This window comes from uncultured Phascolarctobacterium sp. (assembly GCF_934190775.1).
Taxonomy (GTDB): Bacteria; Bacillota; Negativicutes; order Acidaminococcales; family Acidaminococcaceae; genus Phascolarctobacterium_A.
On sequence record NZ_CAKPTG010000004.1, the window covers coordinates 50,431 to 66,976 of the forward strand.

The following is a 16,546-nucleotide window of genomic DNA, read 5'->3' on the forward strand; positions in this document are numbered from 1 at the left end:
GGAGGATCAATCATGCTTGCATCTTTAGAATGGTTAAAACAATATGTAGATATTAACATCTCCGTTGCGGAGCTGTGCGATAAAATTACCCGTGTCGGCCTGGAGGTTGACACTGTAACCCAACTGGGCAAGGGCCTGGAGGGTGTTATCACCGGTAAGGTTATGGAAATTCACCGTCATCCCGACAGCGACCACCTGTGGGTTTGCATGCTGGATTACGGCCAAGGCGGCGAACCGGTGCAGATTCTTACCGGCGCGCAAAACGTTCATCAATATGACATTGTGCCTGTTGCCGTAGTTGGCAGCGTACTGCCTCCCAGCGAGCGCAACCCGCAAGGCCTGAAGCTGAAAAAAGCTAAAATGCGCGGCCTTGATTCCTTCGGCATGCTGTGCAGTGCCGATGAGCTGGGCATTGAATCCAAGCTGCTGCTGCCGGAGCAAAGAAACGGCATCTTCATTCTGCCGGAAAACACTCCGATTGGTGTAGACATCAAAACCGTTTTAGGCTTGGATGATACCGTTATCGATATCGACCTGACCAGCAACCGTGCCGACTGCTTCAGCATTATCGGTCTGGCGCGTGAAATCAGCGCTATTACCGGTTGTCCGCTGAAAATGCCTGCTATGGATGTTAAGGAAGCTGCCGCAGGTAAGGCCAGCGATTATGTAAACGTAAAAATTGATGCACCGGAGCTGTGCTCCCGCTTTGCTACCCGTGTGCTGAAAGATATCAAAATCATGCCTTCTCCCGAATGGATGCAGCGCCGTCTGCGTGCCTGCGGCGTGCGCCCCATCAGCAACGTAGTTGACGTTACCAACTATGTTATGCTGGAGCTGGGCCAGCCGATGCATGCTTATGATGCAGACAAGGTTGCAGGCCACACTCTGATCGTGCGCCGTGCAGAAGAGGGCGAAAAGCTTGTTACCCTCGATGGCAAGGAGCGTGAGCTGACCTCCGCTATGATTACCATCGGTGATGCCGAAAAGGCTGCCGGTCTTGGCGGTGTTATGGGCGGTCTGTTGACCGAGGTTACCGACGAAACCAAGAACGTTATTCTGGAGGCTGCTTCCTTCCACGGTCCTTCTATCCGCCGCACCTCCCGTGCGCTGGGCCTGCGCAGCGAAGCCAGCGGTCGTTTTGAGCGTGGTGTAGATACCATCCGCGACCATGACGCACTGAACCGTGCTGCTCACCTGCTGGAGCAGATGGGTGCCTGCGAAACCTTCAGCGGTATCGTAGAAGCTTATCCGGAAGAGCTGAAGCCGGCAGTAATCACCACTACCGCAGCAAAGATTAACGGCCGCATTGGCGTGAATATCGCTGAGGACGAAATGATTGCTATCCTCACCAAATTGGGCTTTGGCGTAGAAGCAAAGGACGGCGAGCTACTGATTACCGCTCCTACTTGGCGCCGTGATATCGACTGCGATGCTGATATCAGCGAAGAAATTGCCCGTATGCATGGCTATGACTTCATCGAAAGCCATCAGCCGGAGCTGACCATCACCCAGGGCAGCCAATCTGTGCTGGACGATGTAAAGGACGATGTACAGGATTACATGGTAGGCGCAGGCCTGAGCGAGATGATGACCTACAGCTTCATCAAGGCTAACGCTTACGATAAAATGCTGCTGGCAGCAGATGATGCACGTCGTAACTGCATTGAGCTGCTGAACCCGATTACCGACGCTTTCTCCGTAATGCGCACCACCATGGTTCCGAGCGCGCTGCAGACTGCCTCCTTCAACCTGCGCAACCACAACAACAGTGTTGCCTTGTATGAAATCGGCCGTATCTTCCTGCCGAAGGCACTGCCGCTGACCGAGGATCCCGAAGAGCGTCAGCTGCTGACCGCAGTATTGAGCGGCAGCCGCAAAGCACTCAACTGGTGCGACGATAAAGGCAACGTTGACTTCTATGATATGAAGGGCATCGTTGAAGGACTGCTGGAAGCAATGCAGGTGAGCGATTACACCATGACTCGCAGCCAACAGCCGTATCTGCATCCGGGCAAGAGCTGTGACATCGTTGTCAATGGAGAGGTTATCGGCTCCTTCGGTGAGGTGCATCCTGTAGTTCAGGAAAACTTTGAGCTGGATCAGGTTACTTACGTGCTGGAAATGGCCGTAGAGCCTTTGGTAGCAAGCGCAACCGCTGTACCGCAATACAAGCATCTGCCCAAGTTCCCGAGCATGAGCCGTGATATTGCCGTTGTTGTTCCGGCTGAGGTAACCAACGCCGAGCTGGAGCAGGTTATTCGTGCGCATGCAGGCGAGCTGCTGCAGGGTGTGCGTGTATTCGATATCTACACAGGCAAGCAGGTTGCTGCAGGCTGCAAATCCATGGCCTTCAACCTGACCTATCAGGCTGCAGACCGCACTCTGACCGACGCTGAGGTTGATGCTTCTATGAAGAAGGTAATCGCTGAGGTTGCCGAAGCATATAAGGCTAAGCTGAGAGATTAATTAAGATATAATTATTACGTATAAAAGGACTCGCTGTCGCTGTTTAGCGGTGGCGAGTCTTTTATCTTTGTACAAATATTCCGTTGTTAAAATATCTGCTTTACAAAATCCTATCAATGTACTATGATAATAGCGAGGACCAATATTTTTTATTGAGGGGGTTTTCTTATGTACAAATTATGGAACATGTTAGCAGAAATGAAATCAGATGCTTATGAATGGGTGGAGCTTTCTCACTCCATGAACAATGACAGCCCGGTGTGGAGCGGTATTCCCGCAGGCTCCGTAGAGGTTAGCAAGACGGTTTTCGATTGGGGCAACCCGATGCTGGAATGCCTGATTCAAACCTTTAAATTTCCCGGGCAATATGGCACACATATTGACTTTCCCGGTCACTTTGTTAAGGATATGCCTTTATCCGAAGCGTTTGGCGCGCAGCAGATGCTGTTTCCCTTGTGCGTGATTGATATCACCGCCAAGGTTGCGGAGGATGTGCATTACGCCGTAACGGTGGAGGATATCAAGGCTTATGAAGCGGAATACGGACCGATTCCCGACGGTGCCTTTGTGGCACTGCGTACCGACTGGTATAAAAATTGGCCGGATATGGATAAGCTGAGCGGTATTGCTGCAGATGGCAGCGAAAACTTCCCCGGCTGGTCTTTGCCGGCGCTGCAATATATTTATGAAGAGCGCAATGCTGCAGCCAACGGTCACGAAACACTGGATACCGATGCTTCGGCAGAGGCTGCCAAAGCAGGCGATTTGGCGTGCGAGCGCTATGTGTTGGGCAAGGGCAAGCTGCAGATTGAAGTGCTGCAGAACCTGGACCGCGTGGCACCTGCTGGTGCATTGCTGGTTGCGGCCTGGCCGCGCATTGAAGGAGCGACCGGCTTGCCGGTGCGCGTGTTGGCGATTACTCCGAAAAAATAAGAAAAATTTCAGGCGTTTTAAACTAACGGATTAAGAATTAGGCGTACATACGATTTAAAAGTATGTACGCCTTTTTGTATGCGTGATATAATAAATGTATTAGCAAAAAGCTGATTAATTGAGTGAAGAAGAGGGAAGTAAGATATTCATGCGTAAATTAAAGTTTGTTTTTCAGATTATCATAGCCTTCATCGTGGCGCTGGCAGCGTATAGCGGCCTGTATCAACCAAACGCCGAAAGCGTGCGCGCCGCAGTCAAAAACAATATGCCGCAGAGCATGCAGCAGAAGCAGGACACAGGCACAGCGCAGGGCAGACTGCGCATCAGTGTACTGGATGTGGGGCAGGCGGATGCGATTTTGCTGCAGGACGGCAAGCGTAATATTATGGTTGACGTGGGCAACGACGTTAAGGATAAGGTTGGTGACAGCGGCGGCAGGCAGGCGCTGATTAAGGCGCTGGACAAGACCGGCGTCAGCAGGATTAAGACGGTTTTTGTGACGCACCATCATCGTGATCATATGGGCAATATCATGTATGTGCGCGGTAAATACGGCGTCAGCAATATTTATGACAGCGGTTATGTCAACAGCGGCTACAAAGCGTCCGTGGCGCTGGACCAGGATTTGCGTGCCGGCAAGTATCACGGTCAGGCGCTGAAGGCCGGGGATACGATTAAAATCGACAAAAATTATTATATCGAGGTGCTGGCACCAGGGGATTTCCTTAATAAAAAGGATCTGAAGAATATGAATAACACCAGCCTGGTGCTGATGCTGCATTATGGTAGCTTTAAGATGCTGCTGACGGGTGATGCAGAGGCGCCGGTGGAGGATGCGCTGCAGCAAAAATACGGCACTGCGCTGCAGGCGGACGTGCTGAAGGTTGGTCATCACGGCAGCAAGACATCGTCCTATTGGCCGTTCATCAGCAAGGTTAAGCCTAAATACGCGCTCATCAGCTGCGGTGATTTTTCGATTTACAAGCATCCGAACAAGAACGTGGTGGGCAGCTTAACGCATCTTGATGCGAAGGTGCTGACAACGCATGACCATGGTACGCTTACTGTGACGACGGACGGCAAAAGCTTTGAGGTGAAGACGGAGCGGTAAAAATGGTGAATTAATTTTACTTGTAACGTAAAATGGGTTACAAATCAAATTTGTGTAGAATTTATTTAATATGTACAAGCGTGTTTGAATGTACTGATGTAGTGATAAAGGGCTTGCAGTTGCCTAAAGAGCATAAGTTGGGTAGAATAGGGAATAGAAAGAAGAAGCGGAGGTGTGATTACTTATGGCTAGAAATTTATGGTCTAGGGATGAAATGATTTTAGCTTTAAATCTATATTTAAAGATGTCGTTTGGTAAAATGCATAAAACCAATCCTGAGGTCATCAGAGTTGCGAAGCTTATCGGCAGAACTCCTGATGCTGTTGCCTATAGGCTTGTTAACTACGCTTCTTGTGATCCGATGCTGAAGCAAAGAGGCGTTTCCGGCATGCAGCATGGTGGCCCCAAGTGTCAGCAGTATTGGGATGAATTTTCTCATGACAGAGAAAAGCTGATATATGAAAGCGAAGCCATTCTTGCGCGCTATGAGCAGTTAACAATTGAAGAAAAATATCAGCAACAGTTACAGGATATTCCTGATTATCTTGTGGGTGCAGAAAAATTAAGCTTGATAAAGCAAAGAGTTAATCAAGATGTCTTTAGAAGCTTAGTTATGGCAAATTTCAATAGCAAGTGCGCACTTACCGGGATAGATATTCCTGAATTGCTAGTAGCAAGTCACATTATTCCTTGGGCGATGAATGAGAAAGAACGCTTAAATCCAGGCAATGGTATATGCTTATCAGCATTGTATGACAAGGCGTTTGATAAAGGCATTATCGCCTTTGATGAAAATAACAGAACTATATTCTCATCCAGATTAGAGAAAGCTATTACGCAGGAGTATTACGTAAAGTATTTTTTGCCCATTAAAGGCAAAGAATTAGCTGTTCCCAGCAAATATAATATCGACAAAACCTTTTTAGAATGGCATAGGGATTGTATATTTGAAAAAGCGTGAAGCTGCGTCTGTTGTTGAGTAAATATTAAAGAATGTAGTCAAGAAAAGGATAGGCAAAATATGAGCTTTGTAAGCAATGTTTATATTATCAAAACCCTTAGTGCAGCTAAAGCATTGACGTTGCAAGAAAGTCAGGTATATAGAGATGTATCGGAAATGGATATTTATAGCGATACATATTTTACCGCTTGCTTTGGTGAAGGTGCTTATGCTTGTATGGACGAGCTGCAGGACACAGAAGCTTTGGCAGATGCTACTGCAAGATTTTATGAGCTAGTTAATGCACACGCTGATGCTACTGTATGTGAGTTACATAATAATGTTATTATTATCAAAAGAGGCTATCTTAAGCAGTACTTTGATAATAAAATAGCAGGCCTTAAGAATATCATAGATAAGGCTGCTGGCAAAGATTATTTAAGGGTAAAATATCAGCTCAAAGATTACCTTGAAAGTATCGATAAGCATGTGTACCCGACGCAAGACAGCAAGGGACATTTTATTCAGTCTGTGGATTCTTGGCTGGAAAATTATCTGGAAGCTGATAAGGATACTTATATACAGATTGTCGGACATTTCTCGGTAAGAGGATGATGACTTTAAAGAAAAAATCAACACCCGGAGGTACACCATGGAAAAACCAATAGTTAAAGACGAAGCCTTTTTGGCACAAAAATCCCAGCCTGCAACCTTTATGGATATTGCAGTAGCGCAGGATTTATTAGATACGCTTGCAGCTCATGCGGACCGTTGCGTGGGCCTGGCAGCAAATATGATTGGCGTGCAGAAATGCGTTATCGCCGTGAATATCGGCCCCACGAATATTGCGATGCTGAACCCGGAGATTATCAAGCGCTCCGGCAAGTATATGACGGAGGAGGGCTGCCTGTCGCTGGATGGCGAGCGTGCTGCAGTGCGCTACGAAAAAATTACGGTGGCCTATCAGGATATGCAGTTTAAAAAGTGCAAGCAGAGCTTTAGCGGCTTTACGGCGCAGATCATCCAGCACGAGATTGACCATTGCAATGGTATTATAATTTAAGCGCAGGGATGGGCGTAGAGCCTGCAAAGTGCTTGTGTATTCAAAAAGAATGTTAGAAATTATCTTAGAAAATATCGTCACTGCTCCCGAACGGCTTGGCCTGACTGCAGCGTATGCGGAGTCCGACGTGCTGCTTTACAGGCAGTACGGGCGCTATGACACTGTTGCCGTGCAGCGCGAGGGCAGGCAATTACTCCGGCGTGCGGAAGCGTTGCAGGCGGAGAATGATATCGCTGCATTGCCAAGGCTTGCCAAGCAATATGCCGAGTGGAGCAAAAAGCTGCAGCAGCTAAAGTTCAAACGCCTGCTGCACGGTGAATTTGCTGCGGGTAAGGGTATTACGCTTTATGTGCATGCCATTAGGCAGGAATGTGCTGAGCATGGCTGGGATTATGCAGCCTATTATGATTCTGTACTGGTGCATGAGCGTGTACATCTGCTGCATTATCAGGCAGTGCTGGCGCATTTCGGTGCTGTCGGCGCAGCGGTGCAGAGTGCGAAGTACAAGCAGGCGCGGCGCTATTGGTACGGCCGGCAGACGGAGGCGGCGCAGGCTGCCGTAGTCAAGGAAACGCTGGCGGAGTTTGCCCGCTGGCTGTGGTGTCTGCAGCAGGGGCATTTGGCGCTGGCGCAGGCGCTTTTGCAGACGCCCGAGGAGGCGCGGACGTGCATTCCCTACTATCCTTATGCGGGAGTGCGGGGACTGTGCGCGTTGTATGCAAGTTCGCCGCAGGTGGCAGTGCGGGCGTACAGCGAGCTGTGGCAGCTGTCGCTGACGAGCTGGCAGCAGGCATATGCGCGGATAAAGCAGCTGTAGCGCAGCAAAATAGCAAAAAAATAACAGCCCAATTCTCAAAGCATGAGTCTTGGGCTGTTTTCTTATGCAAATTTTTAAGCGAAGCCAAGCATTAAGCCGATTTGTCTTACGATAAATGCTACGCACCAGGCTACAACAAGCTCATAACCCATAAGGCAGAGCGTGCTGGTATCCGAGTTCAGCTCGCGGCGGATGGTAGCCAGCGCTGCGACGCAGGGCGGATAGAGCAGGCAGAACACCAGGAAGGTGTAAGCCGTGAGCGGCGAAAAGAGGCTTGCCAGATCAGGCGCACCGCCGCTGCCGACTGCGAGCACAGAAAGCGTACTGATGACAACCTCTTTAGCGGTGATGCCGCAGATGAGCGAGGTTGTTGCCTGCCAGCTGCCAAAGCCGAGCGGCGCGAAAATCGGCGCTGCCAGCTTGCCGATGGAGGCAATAATGCTGTCGGAGGCATCTACCATGTAAAAGCGGATGTCAAAGTTCTGCAGGAACCAGACGATGATGCTGACGAGGAAGATGACCGTGAAGGCTTTATGCAGAAAATCCTTGGCCTTTTCCCACATGTGCATGATGATATTGCGCGCCGTCGGCAGACGGTAGGCAGGCAGCTCCATGACGAAGGGAACAGGCTTGCCGCGGAACACCAGGCTGTTGAGCAAAAAGCCGGAGAGAATAGCTACGCAGATACCGGTGAGATAGAGCGAAAGCATGACCAGACCGCCGTTATGCGGGAAGAAGGCGGCGATGAACATACCGTAGATAGGGAGCTTGGCGCTGCAGCTCATGAACGGTGTGAGCATGATGGTCATTTTGCGGTCGCGCTCGCTGGCGAGGGTGCGCGAGGCCATGATTGCCGGCACGCTGCAGCCGAAGCCGATGATCATCGGAACGAAGGAGGAACCGGAGAGGCCGATTTTACGCAGCATCTTATCCATAACAAAGGCGACACGCGCCATGTAACCGCTGTCTTCCAACATCGAAAGGAAGAAGAACAGGGTGACGATGGTCGGCAGGAAGGAAAGCACGGCACCGACGCCGGAGAAGATGCCGTCGATAATCAGCGAATGCATCGGCGGTGCGATATCCAGCACGGTGAGCGTGTTATCAACCGAAGCTGTTACAGCATCGATAACATCGCTGAGGATGTCGCTGAGAAAAGCGCCGATAACGTCAAAGGTGAGCCAGAAAACAAGGCCCATGATAAGCACGAAAATAGGGATAGCATAAAATTTATGCGTCAGATAATGGTCGATTTTGACGGAGCGCAGCTGTGCTTCCGTATGCTTGGGCTTCTGCACGGTCTGCGCGCAGAGGTCCTCGATATAGGCATAGCGCATATCTGCCAGTGCCGCTTCCTTATCCGTTTTGAGGTTTTGCTCCATTTCGGTAACGAAGTGGCCGATGATATCGCATTCGTTTTCCGAAAGCTGCAGAGCCTTGGCGAAATCGCTGTCGCCTTCGATAAGCTTGGTGGCAGTAAAGCGCAGCGGCAGGTTCTGGCGGCGTGCTTTAGTTTCGATTAAGTGGGCGATACTGTGAATAGCGGTATGCACAGGACCGCTGCAGAAGTCCAGACGCTGTGGCAGCTGCTGGTTTTGCGCTACCTCTACGGCGCGGCGTAAAAGCTCGCCCACACCTTCGCCGGAGTTGGCGGTGATGGGGACAACAGGCACGGTCAGCGAATCCTCCATCGCCTTGATATCAATGCTGCCGCCGCTGCCGGTGAGCTCGTCCATCATGTTGAGGGCAATGACCATCGGGATATTCAGTTCAATGAGCTGCAGCGAAAGATACAGGCTACGTTCGATATTAGTTGCGTCAATGACGTTGATAATAGCGTCAGGCTTGTTGTATAAAAGCAGGTCACGCGTAACAATTTCTTCCGAAGTGTAGGGAGAAAGCGAGTAGATGCCGGGCAGGTCGATAACGCCTGCGTCGGGCACGGCGAGAATAGTACCTTCCTTTTTCTGGACGGTTACGCCGGGAAAGTTGCCAACGTGCTGGTTACTGCCGGTGAGATAGTTGAACAGCGTGCTTTTGCCGCAGTTCTGGTTGCCGACGAGGGCGAAATGCAGCTTCATGCTTCGCTCACCTCCGGCGTAACGGTGATTTTTTCGGCTTCCTCCGCACGCAGCGTCAGCTCATAGCCACGCAGGGAGATTTCCAGCGGGTCACCGAGCGGGGCGCGCTTGCGTACCATAACGCGGGTGCGGGGCGTGAGCCCCATATCAAGCAGACGGCGACGCAGAATGCTGCCTTCGCCACCGACCTTTTTAATGATAGCCTCCTGACCTAAGGGAAGCTTATCTAATGTTGTAGTTTCCATGATTTTGACCTTCTTTGAGTGATTTTGCTTAAGCTTTAATTATATATATGAAGTATGATGCGGTCAAGCGAAACAAAGCTTTTACCGATAAACTTTAATTAAAAAATATACAGTGTCGATTTTGTTACAGCTTTACATGACGGTGCCGTTGGTGAGGCGGATTTTTTCGGCCTTGGCTTCGGCCAGCTGTCCCTGATTAATCATACCGTATTTATGCATAGCGGCCAGCACCAGCAGCTGACGTTTTTTGCAGCCCTCGGGGTTTTCCAGCGGATTGAGGCTGGTGGGAGCGTAGGGAAGGGAGGCAATGACGGCGGCCTCGGCCAGAGTCAGCGCCGAAGGTGCCTTGCCGAAGTATGCTCTGCTGGCCTGTTTAATACCGGTGCTGCCTGCGCCGAAGTAGGTGGTGTTCAGATAAAGCTCCAGAATTTCGTCCTTGCTGTAATTATCCTCTAGCATAAGCGAGAGCACGGCCTCTTCGATTTTGCGCTCCATACTTTGCTCGTGCGACAGAAAAACGTTTTTGACAAACTGCTGCGTCAGCGTACTGCCGCCCTGCACTACCTCGCCGGCGTTGATGTTGGCCAGTGCGGCGCGCAGAATGCCTTCCACGGCAATAGCGCCGTGATTATAAAAAGCGTGGTCCTCGATAGCAATCAGCGCCTGCGGAATATCGCGTGACATGGCGTCAAGACTTGTCCAGTTCGGGTTTTGGCGGATAGGATCGATAACCTCATCCATATTAAAGGCCAGATAGAATTTATGTACGGGCGAGGGCCATTCCTCCTTGGGAGGCAGCAGGCTGACAAACAGGGCCATAGCTGCGGACTTTTCGTGCTTGCTGACCTTCTGCTGCTCCTGCTGTACGGGGGTGGTAGGCTGAGCCTTATCTGTAAGGTTATCATACCCTACCATGCCCATAAAAATGAGCAAAGCCATGATAATAATTTTAAACATAATATACACCTCGCTGATAATTTTGATATATTTTAAACAGTGGCGTGTTTAGCTTTCACATCTATTGTAACAATAAAGTGTGAATTTGGCAAAAAATACTGGTATATTTACCTTTTAGGTAGTAAAATAAGATTGTAAAATGGATTATTGTCCCTTAATTTTTACAAAAAAATTCACAAAGTGCTTGCAAAATTATACAATTTGGTTGTATAATTATCGAGTACAAAGGAGGATGGATATGAAAGCAAGTGTTATCGGTGCAACAGGCTATGCAGGAGTTGAGCTCCTGCGACTTCTGGACGGACATCCGGAAGCGGAAATTGCCGTAATTACCTCTGAAAGCAGTACGGGAGAGGCGATTGCTTCTATGTATCCGCATTTGTCGGGACGTATTGAAAAGAATCTGCAGTCTATGCAGGAGCTGGATGCTATTGCAGCAGCAAGTGATGTGATTTTTATTGCCCTGCCTCATGGCCATGCTATGAAGATAGGCAAGCAGCTGCGAGGCAGCAAGACCAAGATTATTGACCTCGGCGGCGATTATAGATTTAAGGATTACCATGTGTTTGAACAGTGGTACAAGGTGAAGCATGAGGACCCGGAGGCACAGGCTGTCTATGGTCTGACCGAGCTTTTCCGCGATAAGGTGCGCGGGGCGCAGCTGGTGGCAAATCCCGGCTGTTACACTACCTGCAGCATTCTGGCGTTGGTGCCGCTTTTGAAATATAAGTTGATTGAAGCTCAGGGCATTGTGATTGATGCCAAAAGCGGTACGACCGGTGCGGGCCGCAGCCTGAAGGCAGGCAGTCTTTACTGCAGTGTCAACGAAAGCTTCAAGGCCTACGGCGTTGCTTCGCACCGCCATACGCCGGAAATCGAGCAGATTTACAGCGAGTTTGCCGGTGAGGATGTAGTGATTCAGTTCATACCGCATCTGCTGCCTGTGGACCGCGGTATTTATGCAACCTGCTATGCACAGCTGAAGCAGGGCGTAACGGATGCCCAGATTGAGGAGGCCTATCAGGCAATGTACGGCGATGAATTTTTCATCCGTCTGCGCGGTAAGGGAGTTTGCCCGGAATTGAAGAATATCCGCGGCTCCAATTATGTGGACCTTGGCTGGCAGACCGACAAGCGTACAGGCCGCATTATTGTCATGAATTGTATTGATAATCTGGTTAAGGGTGCTGCGGGACAGGCAGTGCAGAACATGAATGTTATGTTTGGCATTGATGAAACTGCCGGCCTGCGTCAGCTGCCGCTTGTTCCTTAAGCTTGTTATAACTATTATACTATAAAATGGTGCTTAGCGGTGATGCTGCCGCAGAAGAAAAGATGTAAGCACCGGGGAAAGAGGGGAATCTCATGAAGAAAATCGAAGGCTGGGTGACTGCACCGCAGGGCTTCATTGCTGCCGGCGTCAAGGCCGGTATCAAAGCCAGCGGCAATCATGATGTAGCAGTTATTTTCAGTACCGTGCCTGCTGCCTGCGGTGCGGTATTTACACAAAATAAAATGTGCGCTGCTCCTGTGCTCGTGAGCCGCGAGGTCAACAAGCACGGTTATGCGCAGGCTATTGCCGTAAACAGCGGCTGCGCTAATGCCTGCACGGGCGAGCAGGGCCTGGCGGATGCCAAGAAAATGCAGGCGCATACGGCAGAGCTTTTAGGCATTGCTCCGGAAGCAGTATTTGTCTGCTCCACCGGTGTTATCGGTCAGTTCCTGCCGATGGACAACCTTTTGACTGGCATTGCCGATGCTGTTGACAGCCTGGACGAATGCGAGGGTGAAAGCTGCGCTATGGCGATTCAGACTACGGATACCTTTATCAAGCATGCTGCCTATGAAACGGAAATCGGCGGCAAGAAGGTAACCTTTGCCGGTATTGCTAAGGGTGCGGGCATGATTCATCCGAATATGGCAACTATGCTGACCTTCATTACTACCGACGCTGCCGTTGCTCCCGATGTGCTGAAGCGCGCGGTAAAAAAGGCTGCCGACAAATCCTTCAACATGGTTGTGGTTGATGGCGATACCAGTACTAATGACAGCATGATTGTGCTGGCCAACGGTCTTGCCGAAAATGAAATCATTCTTTCGGAGGAGCATCCGGATTATCCGGCCTTCTTTGAAGCGCTGGTTGCCTGTGCTACCGACCTTGCCAAAATGATTGCGCATGACGGCGAGGGTGCTACCAAATTCCTGGAGGTAAATGTTACCGGTGCCGCAACCTGGGAGGATGCCAAAACCGCAGCGATGGCTATTGCCAAATCGCCGTTGGTAAAAACAGCCTTCTTCGGCGAGGACCCGAACTGGGGACGCATTGTCTGCGCTGCAGGCTACAGCGGCGCTGCCATGGAGGCAGATAAGGTAAACCTGTCTATTGGCGGTATCCGTCTGGTAGAAAACGGCATGAACTGCAATGTGCCTGCCGAAAAGCTGGCGCCGACCATGGCTGAGCATGATATTTCCATGAGCATCGACCTGGGTGCCGGTGAGGAAAGCGCAACTGTATGGACTTGCGATTTCAGCTATGAGTATGTGAAGATTAATGGTGAATATCATACCTGATTGGCCGAGCGATAAAGCACCATATACTTCGTCAAGCCTCCTGGACGTACTGTTAGTACGTCGTCGTCGGCTTTCCTCGTTTCTGGTACTTTCTAGCTCGTCCTTGGTAGTGAGAGCATAATATTATTATGATGGTTTACATCTGATAGCTTCTTTCGCATCTTTAGAGAGAAGTAATAATAAATATAAACGCAAGACAAATATAAAAAATGAGGGAGGACATCACTTATGTTAATGAACGAACAACAAGTACATACCTTAATGGAAGCACTGCCGTATCTGAGCAATTTTAAAGATAAAACCATTGTCGTAAAATATGGCGGCAACGCTATGCTGAATGATGAGCTGAAAAACAAGGTGCTGCAGGATATTCTGTTCCTGCAATACGCCGGCATGCGTCCGGTAGTTGTTCACGGCGGCGGCCCGGAAATCAGCCGTCAGCTGGAGCAGGCCGGTAAAAAGAGCGAATTTGTCGGCGGTCTGCGTGTAACCGATGCAGAATCCGCAGCTATTGCCGAGATGGCGCTCGTAGGCAAAATGAACACCGACCTTGTCGGCCGTCTGAACGCTTTGGGTGGCAAGGCTGTAGGCCTCAACGGTAAGGATGCTAACCTGCTGAAAGCTAAGAAATATCTGGCTGATGTTTATGAAAACGGTGAGGTTAACCTGGTAGATATCGGTTTTGTAGGCAGCGTTAAGGAGGTCAACACCGATTTGATTAACTGCCTGTTGGACGGCGGTTATATTCCTGTAATCGCTCCGACCGGCGTCGGTGATGAGGGTGAAACCTATAACATTAACGCAGATGTTGCTGCCGGTGAAATTGCCGGTGCGCTGAAGGCAGAAAAGCTGCTGGTGCTGACCGATGTCCGCGGTATTTATTCCGCATATCCTGATGAAAGCAGCTTCATTTCTACCCTGACCTTTGAAAAGGCTCATGAGCTTATTCTTAAGGGCAGCATTGACGGCGGCATGATTCCTAAGGTTCGTTCCTGCATTAAGGCTTTGAGCGGCGGTGCCAAGAAAACTCATATTATTGACGGCCGTGCCGAGCATTCTATTTTGATGGAGCTGTTCAGCGATAAGGGCGTTGGTACCGAGGTAGTTAAAGAAATCTGATAGCAGGGATTTTGCATGAGGGGGAGATATTCTTGGCAATGGATAAAAAAACTATTATAGAAGAAACAGAAAAATATTATCTGCCTGTATTCGGCAGATATCCGATGGTTATGGAGCTTGGCCAGGGCTGCCGTGTGTGGGACAACGAGGGCAATGAGTATGTGGATGCCTTTGCCGGTATCGCTGTCAACAGCCTTGGTTATAATCATCCGGTGCTGGTGAAGGCTATCAGTGAGCAGGCTGCCAAGCTGATGCACTGCTCCAACCTGTATTATACCGAGATTCAGGCGAAGGCCTTGCGTGTTGTGGCCGAGGCTACCGGCATGGACCGCATTTTCTTTGCCAACTGCGGCGCAGAGGGCAATGAGGGCGCTATGAAGCTGGCGCGTAAGTATGGCGTGAGCAAGGCACCTACGAAATATAAAATTATTTCTGCGGACGAATCCTTCCACGGACGCACCTTTGATACACTGGCTGCTACCGGCCATGATTATTATCATGTGGGCTACGGTCCGCTGAGCCCCGGACATGTGCTTGTGCCCTACGGCGATATCAAGGCGCTGGAGGCTCAGATGGATGATGATGTTTGCGCTGTTCTGCTGGAGCCCATCCAGGGTGAGGGCGGCGTGCATGTACCGCCTGCTGAGTATCTGCAGCAGGTGCGTGCGCTGTGCGATAAGCATGATGCGCTGCTGATTTTCGACGAGGTGCAGACCGGTGTTGCGCGTACCGGCAAATGGTTTGCTTATATGCACAGCGGCGTGAAGCCTGATGTCCTGACCTTTGCCAAGGGCATCGGCGGCGGCTTCCCGGTTGCAGGCTTTGCTGTGCCGGAGCGTCTGGCGCATGTATTTAAGCCCGGCGACCACGGCGGCACCTTCGGCGGTAACCCGCTGGCCTGCGCCGCTGTATACGCAACGCTGACGACTATCAAGTCCGAAGGACTGGTAGACAAGGTTGCGGAAAAGGGCGAATACTTTAAGAATGAACTGCGTAAGCTGCAGGAAAAATATCCTGACAAGGTTACCGATGTCCGCGGCTGCGGCCTGATGCTGGGCATGGAGGTTGCAGGTGAGGGCAAGCCGATTGTGGAAAGCTGCCTGGAAAACCATGTTATTGTGAACTGTACTGCGGGCAATGTTATCCGCATTGTACCGCCGCTGATTATCAGCAAGGAAGAAATTGATATTGTGGTTGCTGCGCTGGATAAGGCGCTGGCGGCCTGTTAAAAACGAGAGGGGATAAAAATGAGTTTAAAAGACAAAGACCTGATTTCTATTCATGACCTTAGCGTAGGCGAGGTCGCAACAATTCTTGATGTGGCAAAAAAATTGAAACGTAAGCAAAAGGCCGGTGAGCCCCACCAATATTTGAAGGGCAAAACTCTGGCTATGCTGTTCTCCAAGGCTTCTACCCGTACCAGAACCTCTTTTGAGGTAGGCTTCTGGCAGCTGGGCGGCCATCCGATTTATCTGAGCGATTCCGCTTCCCAAATCGGCCGCGGCGAGCCTATCCGTGATACTGCGCGTGTACTTTCCCGCTTCGTTGACGGTATTATGATCCGTACCTTCTCCCATGATTCCGTTATTGAGCTGGCTAAATATGCAAGCGTTCCAGTTATCAACGGCCTGACCGATTTACTGCATCCCTGCCAGGCTCTGACCGATATCTTCACTATTCAGGAGAAGATGAAGGTGCTCAAAGGCCGTAAGCTGGTTTATGTAGGCGACGGCAATAACATGGCACATTCTTTGATGTTTGCCTGCGCTAAGGTTGGCATGAACATGATCTGCGCCAGCCCGAAGGGCTATCAGCCCGACCCGGAAATCCTGCGTCTGGCGCAGGAGGACGCTGCCCAGACCGGCTGCAGCATTACCGTAGAGGAGGACCTTTTCAAGGCTGCTAAGGGCGCCGACGTGCTCTATACCGATGTATGGACCAGCATGGGCGAGGAAGCGGAGCGTGAGGTTCGTTTCAAAGCACTGCATAATTATCAGATTAACCAGGCGCTGCTGAACGAAGCACGTCCGGAAGCAATCGTTCTGCACTGCCTGCCTGCACACCGCGGTGAAGAAATTACCGAGGAAGTGCTGGAAGGACCGCAATCTGTTGTATTCGACCAGGCAGAGAACAGACTGCACGTACAAAAGGCTATTATGGCGTTGCTGATGAGCGACGAAGTACTCTAAATCAGGTCTTGAATGTATAAATATAACGGCTGAGCGTATAGTTTATATGCTTAG

General features: G+C 50.3%; 15 protein-coding genes. 12 read left to right on the forward strand and 3 right to left on the reverse strand.

The window, feature by feature from the left end:
* Positions 1 to 12: 12 nt before the first annotated feature.
* The 7 genes from pheT to Q0G26_RS03250 all read left to right on the forward strand — a co-directional run bounded on the left by pheT (position 13) and on the right by Q0G26_RS03250 (position 7,330).
* Positions 13 to 2,466 (forward strand): phenylalanine--tRNA ligase subunit beta, encoded by a 2,454-nt coding sequence (gene pheT / locus Q0G26_RS03220; protein ID WP_293828547.1) that lies wholly within the window; start codon positions 13 to 15, stop codon positions 2,464 to 2,466.
* 168 nt (positions 2,467 to 2,634) lie between these two features.
* Positions 2,635 to 3,399, forward strand: coding sequence for a cyclase family protein (locus Q0G26_RS03225; protein WP_293828549.1), 765 nt, complete (start codon positions 2,635 to 2,637; stop codon positions 3,397 to 3,399).
* 148 nt (positions 3,400 to 3,547) lie between these two features.
* On the forward strand, positions 3,548 to 4,510 hold the full coding sequence (locus Q0G26_RS03230; RefSeq protein WP_293828551.1) for an MBL fold metallo-hydrolase: 963 nt from the start codon (positions 3,548 to 3,550) through the stop codon (positions 4,508 to 4,510).
* 184 nt (positions 4,511 to 4,694) lie between these two features.
* Positions 4,695 to 5,471, forward strand: coding sequence for an HNH endonuclease (locus Q0G26_RS03235; RefSeq protein WP_293828553.1), 777 nt, complete (start codon positions 4,695 to 4,697; stop codon positions 5,469 to 5,471).
* A 60-nt stretch (positions 5,472 to 5,531) separates the two neighbouring features.
* Entirely contained in the window at positions 5,532 to 6,065 is a 534-nt protein-coding gene (locus tag Q0G26_RS03240; protein ID WP_293828555.1) for a hypothetical protein, read from the forward strand.
* Between the two features lie 37 nt (positions 6,066 to 6,102).
* On the forward strand, positions 6,103 to 6,513 hold the full coding sequence (locus Q0G26_RS03245) for a peptide deformylase (protein WP_293828557.1): 411 nt from the start codon (positions 6,103 to 6,105) through the stop codon (positions 6,511 to 6,513).
* Between the two features lie 49 nt (positions 6,514 to 6,562).
* On the forward strand, positions 6,563 to 7,330 hold the full coding sequence (locus Q0G26_RS03250; RefSeq protein ID WP_293828559.1) for a hypothetical protein: 768 nt from the start codon (positions 6,563 to 6,565) through the stop codon (positions 7,328 to 7,330).
* Between the two features lie 74 nt (positions 7,331 to 7,404).
* Here Q0G26_RS03250 and feoB read toward each other — a convergent pair whose 3' ends face one another.
* The 3 genes from feoB to Q0G26_RS03265 all read right to left on the reverse strand — a co-directional run bounded on the left by feoB (position 7,405) and on the right by Q0G26_RS03265 (position 10,613).
* Complete coding sequence (gene feoB / locus Q0G26_RS03255; protein WP_293828561.1) at positions 7,405 to 9,411, reverse strand: ferrous iron transport protein B; 2,007 nt, start codon at positions 9,409 to 9,411, stop codon at positions 7,405 to 7,407.
* A complete protein-coding gene (locus Q0G26_RS03260) occupies positions 9,408 to 9,656 on the reverse strand; it encodes a FeoA family protein (RefSeq protein WP_210684700.1) in 249 nt (82 codons plus the stop codon). The genes feoB and Q0G26_RS03260 overlap by 4 nt, the downstream gene beginning before the upstream one ends.
* Positions 9,657 to 9,788: 132 nt before the next feature.
* Positions 9,789 to 10,613 carry a biosynthetic peptidoglycan transglycosylase gene (locus Q0G26_RS03265; protein ID WP_293828564.1) on the reverse strand — a complete coding sequence of 275 codons (825 nt, stop codon included), beginning with the start codon at positions 10,611 to 10,613 and terminating at the stop codon, positions 9,789 to 9,791.
* Between the two features lie 238 nt (positions 10,614 to 10,851).
* Here Q0G26_RS03265 and argC point away from each other — a divergent pair, with 238 nt between their 5' ends.
* The 5 genes from argC (at position 10,852) to argF (ending at position 16,492) form a co-directional block, all read left to right on the forward strand.
* Entirely contained in the window at positions 10,852 to 11,886 is a 1,035-nt protein-coding gene (gene argC / locus Q0G26_RS03270; RefSeq protein WP_293828566.1) for an N-acetyl-gamma-glutamyl-phosphate reductase, read from the forward strand.
* Between the two features lie 92 nt (positions 11,887 to 11,978).
* Entirely contained in the window at positions 11,979 to 13,184 is a 1,206-nt protein-coding gene (gene argJ, locus Q0G26_RS03275; protein ID WP_293828568.1) for a bifunctional glutamate N-acetyltransferase/amino-acid acetyltransferase ArgJ, read from the forward strand.
* 228 nt (positions 13,185 to 13,412) lie between these two features.
* Positions 13,413 to 14,303 (forward strand): acetylglutamate kinase, encoded by an 891-nt coding sequence (gene argB / locus Q0G26_RS03280; RefSeq protein ID WP_293691775.1) that lies wholly within the window; start codon positions 13,413 to 13,415, stop codon positions 14,301 to 14,303.
* Between the two features lie 38 nt (positions 14,304 to 14,341).
* Positions 14,342 to 15,532, forward strand: a complete 1,191-nt coding sequence (locus tag Q0G26_RS03285) for an aspartate aminotransferase family protein (protein WP_293828725.1) — start codon at positions 14,342 to 14,344, stop codon at positions 15,530 to 15,532.
* A gap of 18 nt (positions 15,533 to 15,550) precedes the next feature.
* Positions 15,551 to 16,492, forward strand: a complete 942-nt coding sequence (gene argF / locus Q0G26_RS03290) for an ornithine carbamoyltransferase (RefSeq protein ID WP_021720575.1) — start codon at positions 15,551 to 15,553, stop codon at positions 16,490 to 16,492.
* Positions 16,493 to 16,546: the final 54 nt, after the last annotated feature.

Coding starts and splice junctions, on each gene's coding strand:
- pheT (WP_293828547.1), top strand. CDS start 13: ATGCTTGCATCTTTAGAATGGTTAAAACAATATGTAGATATTAACATC.
- Q0G26_RS03225 (WP_293828549.1), top strand. CDS start 2,635: ATGTACAAATTATGGAACATGTTAGCAGAAATGAAATCAGATGCTTAT.
- Q0G26_RS03230 (WP_293828551.1), top strand. CDS start 3,548: ATGCGTAAATTAAAGTTTGTTTTTCAGATTATCATAGCCTTCATCGTG.
- Q0G26_RS03235 (WP_293828553.1), top strand. CDS start 4,695: ATGGCTAGAAATTTATGGTCTAGGGATGAAATGATTTTAGCTTTAAAT.
- Q0G26_RS03240 (WP_293828555.1), top strand. CDS start 5,532: ATGAGCTTTGTAAGCAATGTTTATATTATCAAAACCCTTAGTGCAGCT.
- Q0G26_RS03245 (WP_293828557.1), top strand. CDS start 6,103: ATGGAAAAACCAATAGTTAAAGACGAAGCCTTTTTGGCACAAAAATCC.
- Q0G26_RS03250 (WP_293828559.1), top strand. CDS start 6,563: ATGTTAGAAATTATCTTAGAAAATATCGTCACTGCTCCCGAACGGCTT.
- feoB (WP_293828561.1), bottom strand. CDS start 9,411: ATGAAGCTGCATTTCGCCCTCGTCGGCAACCAGAACTGCGGCAAAAGC.
- Q0G26_RS03260 (WP_210684700.1), bottom strand. CDS start 9,656: ATGGAAACTACAACATTAGATAAGCTTCCCTTAGGTCAGGAGGCTATC.
- Q0G26_RS03265 (WP_293828564.1), bottom strand. CDS start 10,613: ATGTTTAAAATTATTATCATGGCTTTGCTCATTTTTATGGGCATGGTA.
- argC (WP_293828566.1), top strand. CDS start 10,852: ATGAAAGCAAGTGTTATCGGTGCAACAGGCTATGCAGGAGTTGAGCTC.
- argJ (WP_293828568.1), top strand. CDS start 11,979: ATGAAGAAAATCGAAGGCTGGGTGACTGCACCGCAGGGCTTCATTGCT.
- argB (WP_293691775.1), top strand. CDS start 13,413: ATGTTAATGAACGAACAACAAGTACATACCTTAATGGAAGCACTGCCG.
- Q0G26_RS03285 (WP_293828725.1), top strand. CDS start 14,342: ATGGATAAAAAAACTATTATAGAAGAAACAGAAAAATATTATCTGCCT.
- argF (WP_021720575.1), top strand. CDS start 15,551: ATGAGTTTAAAAGACAAAGACCTGATTTCTATTCATGACCTTAGCGTA.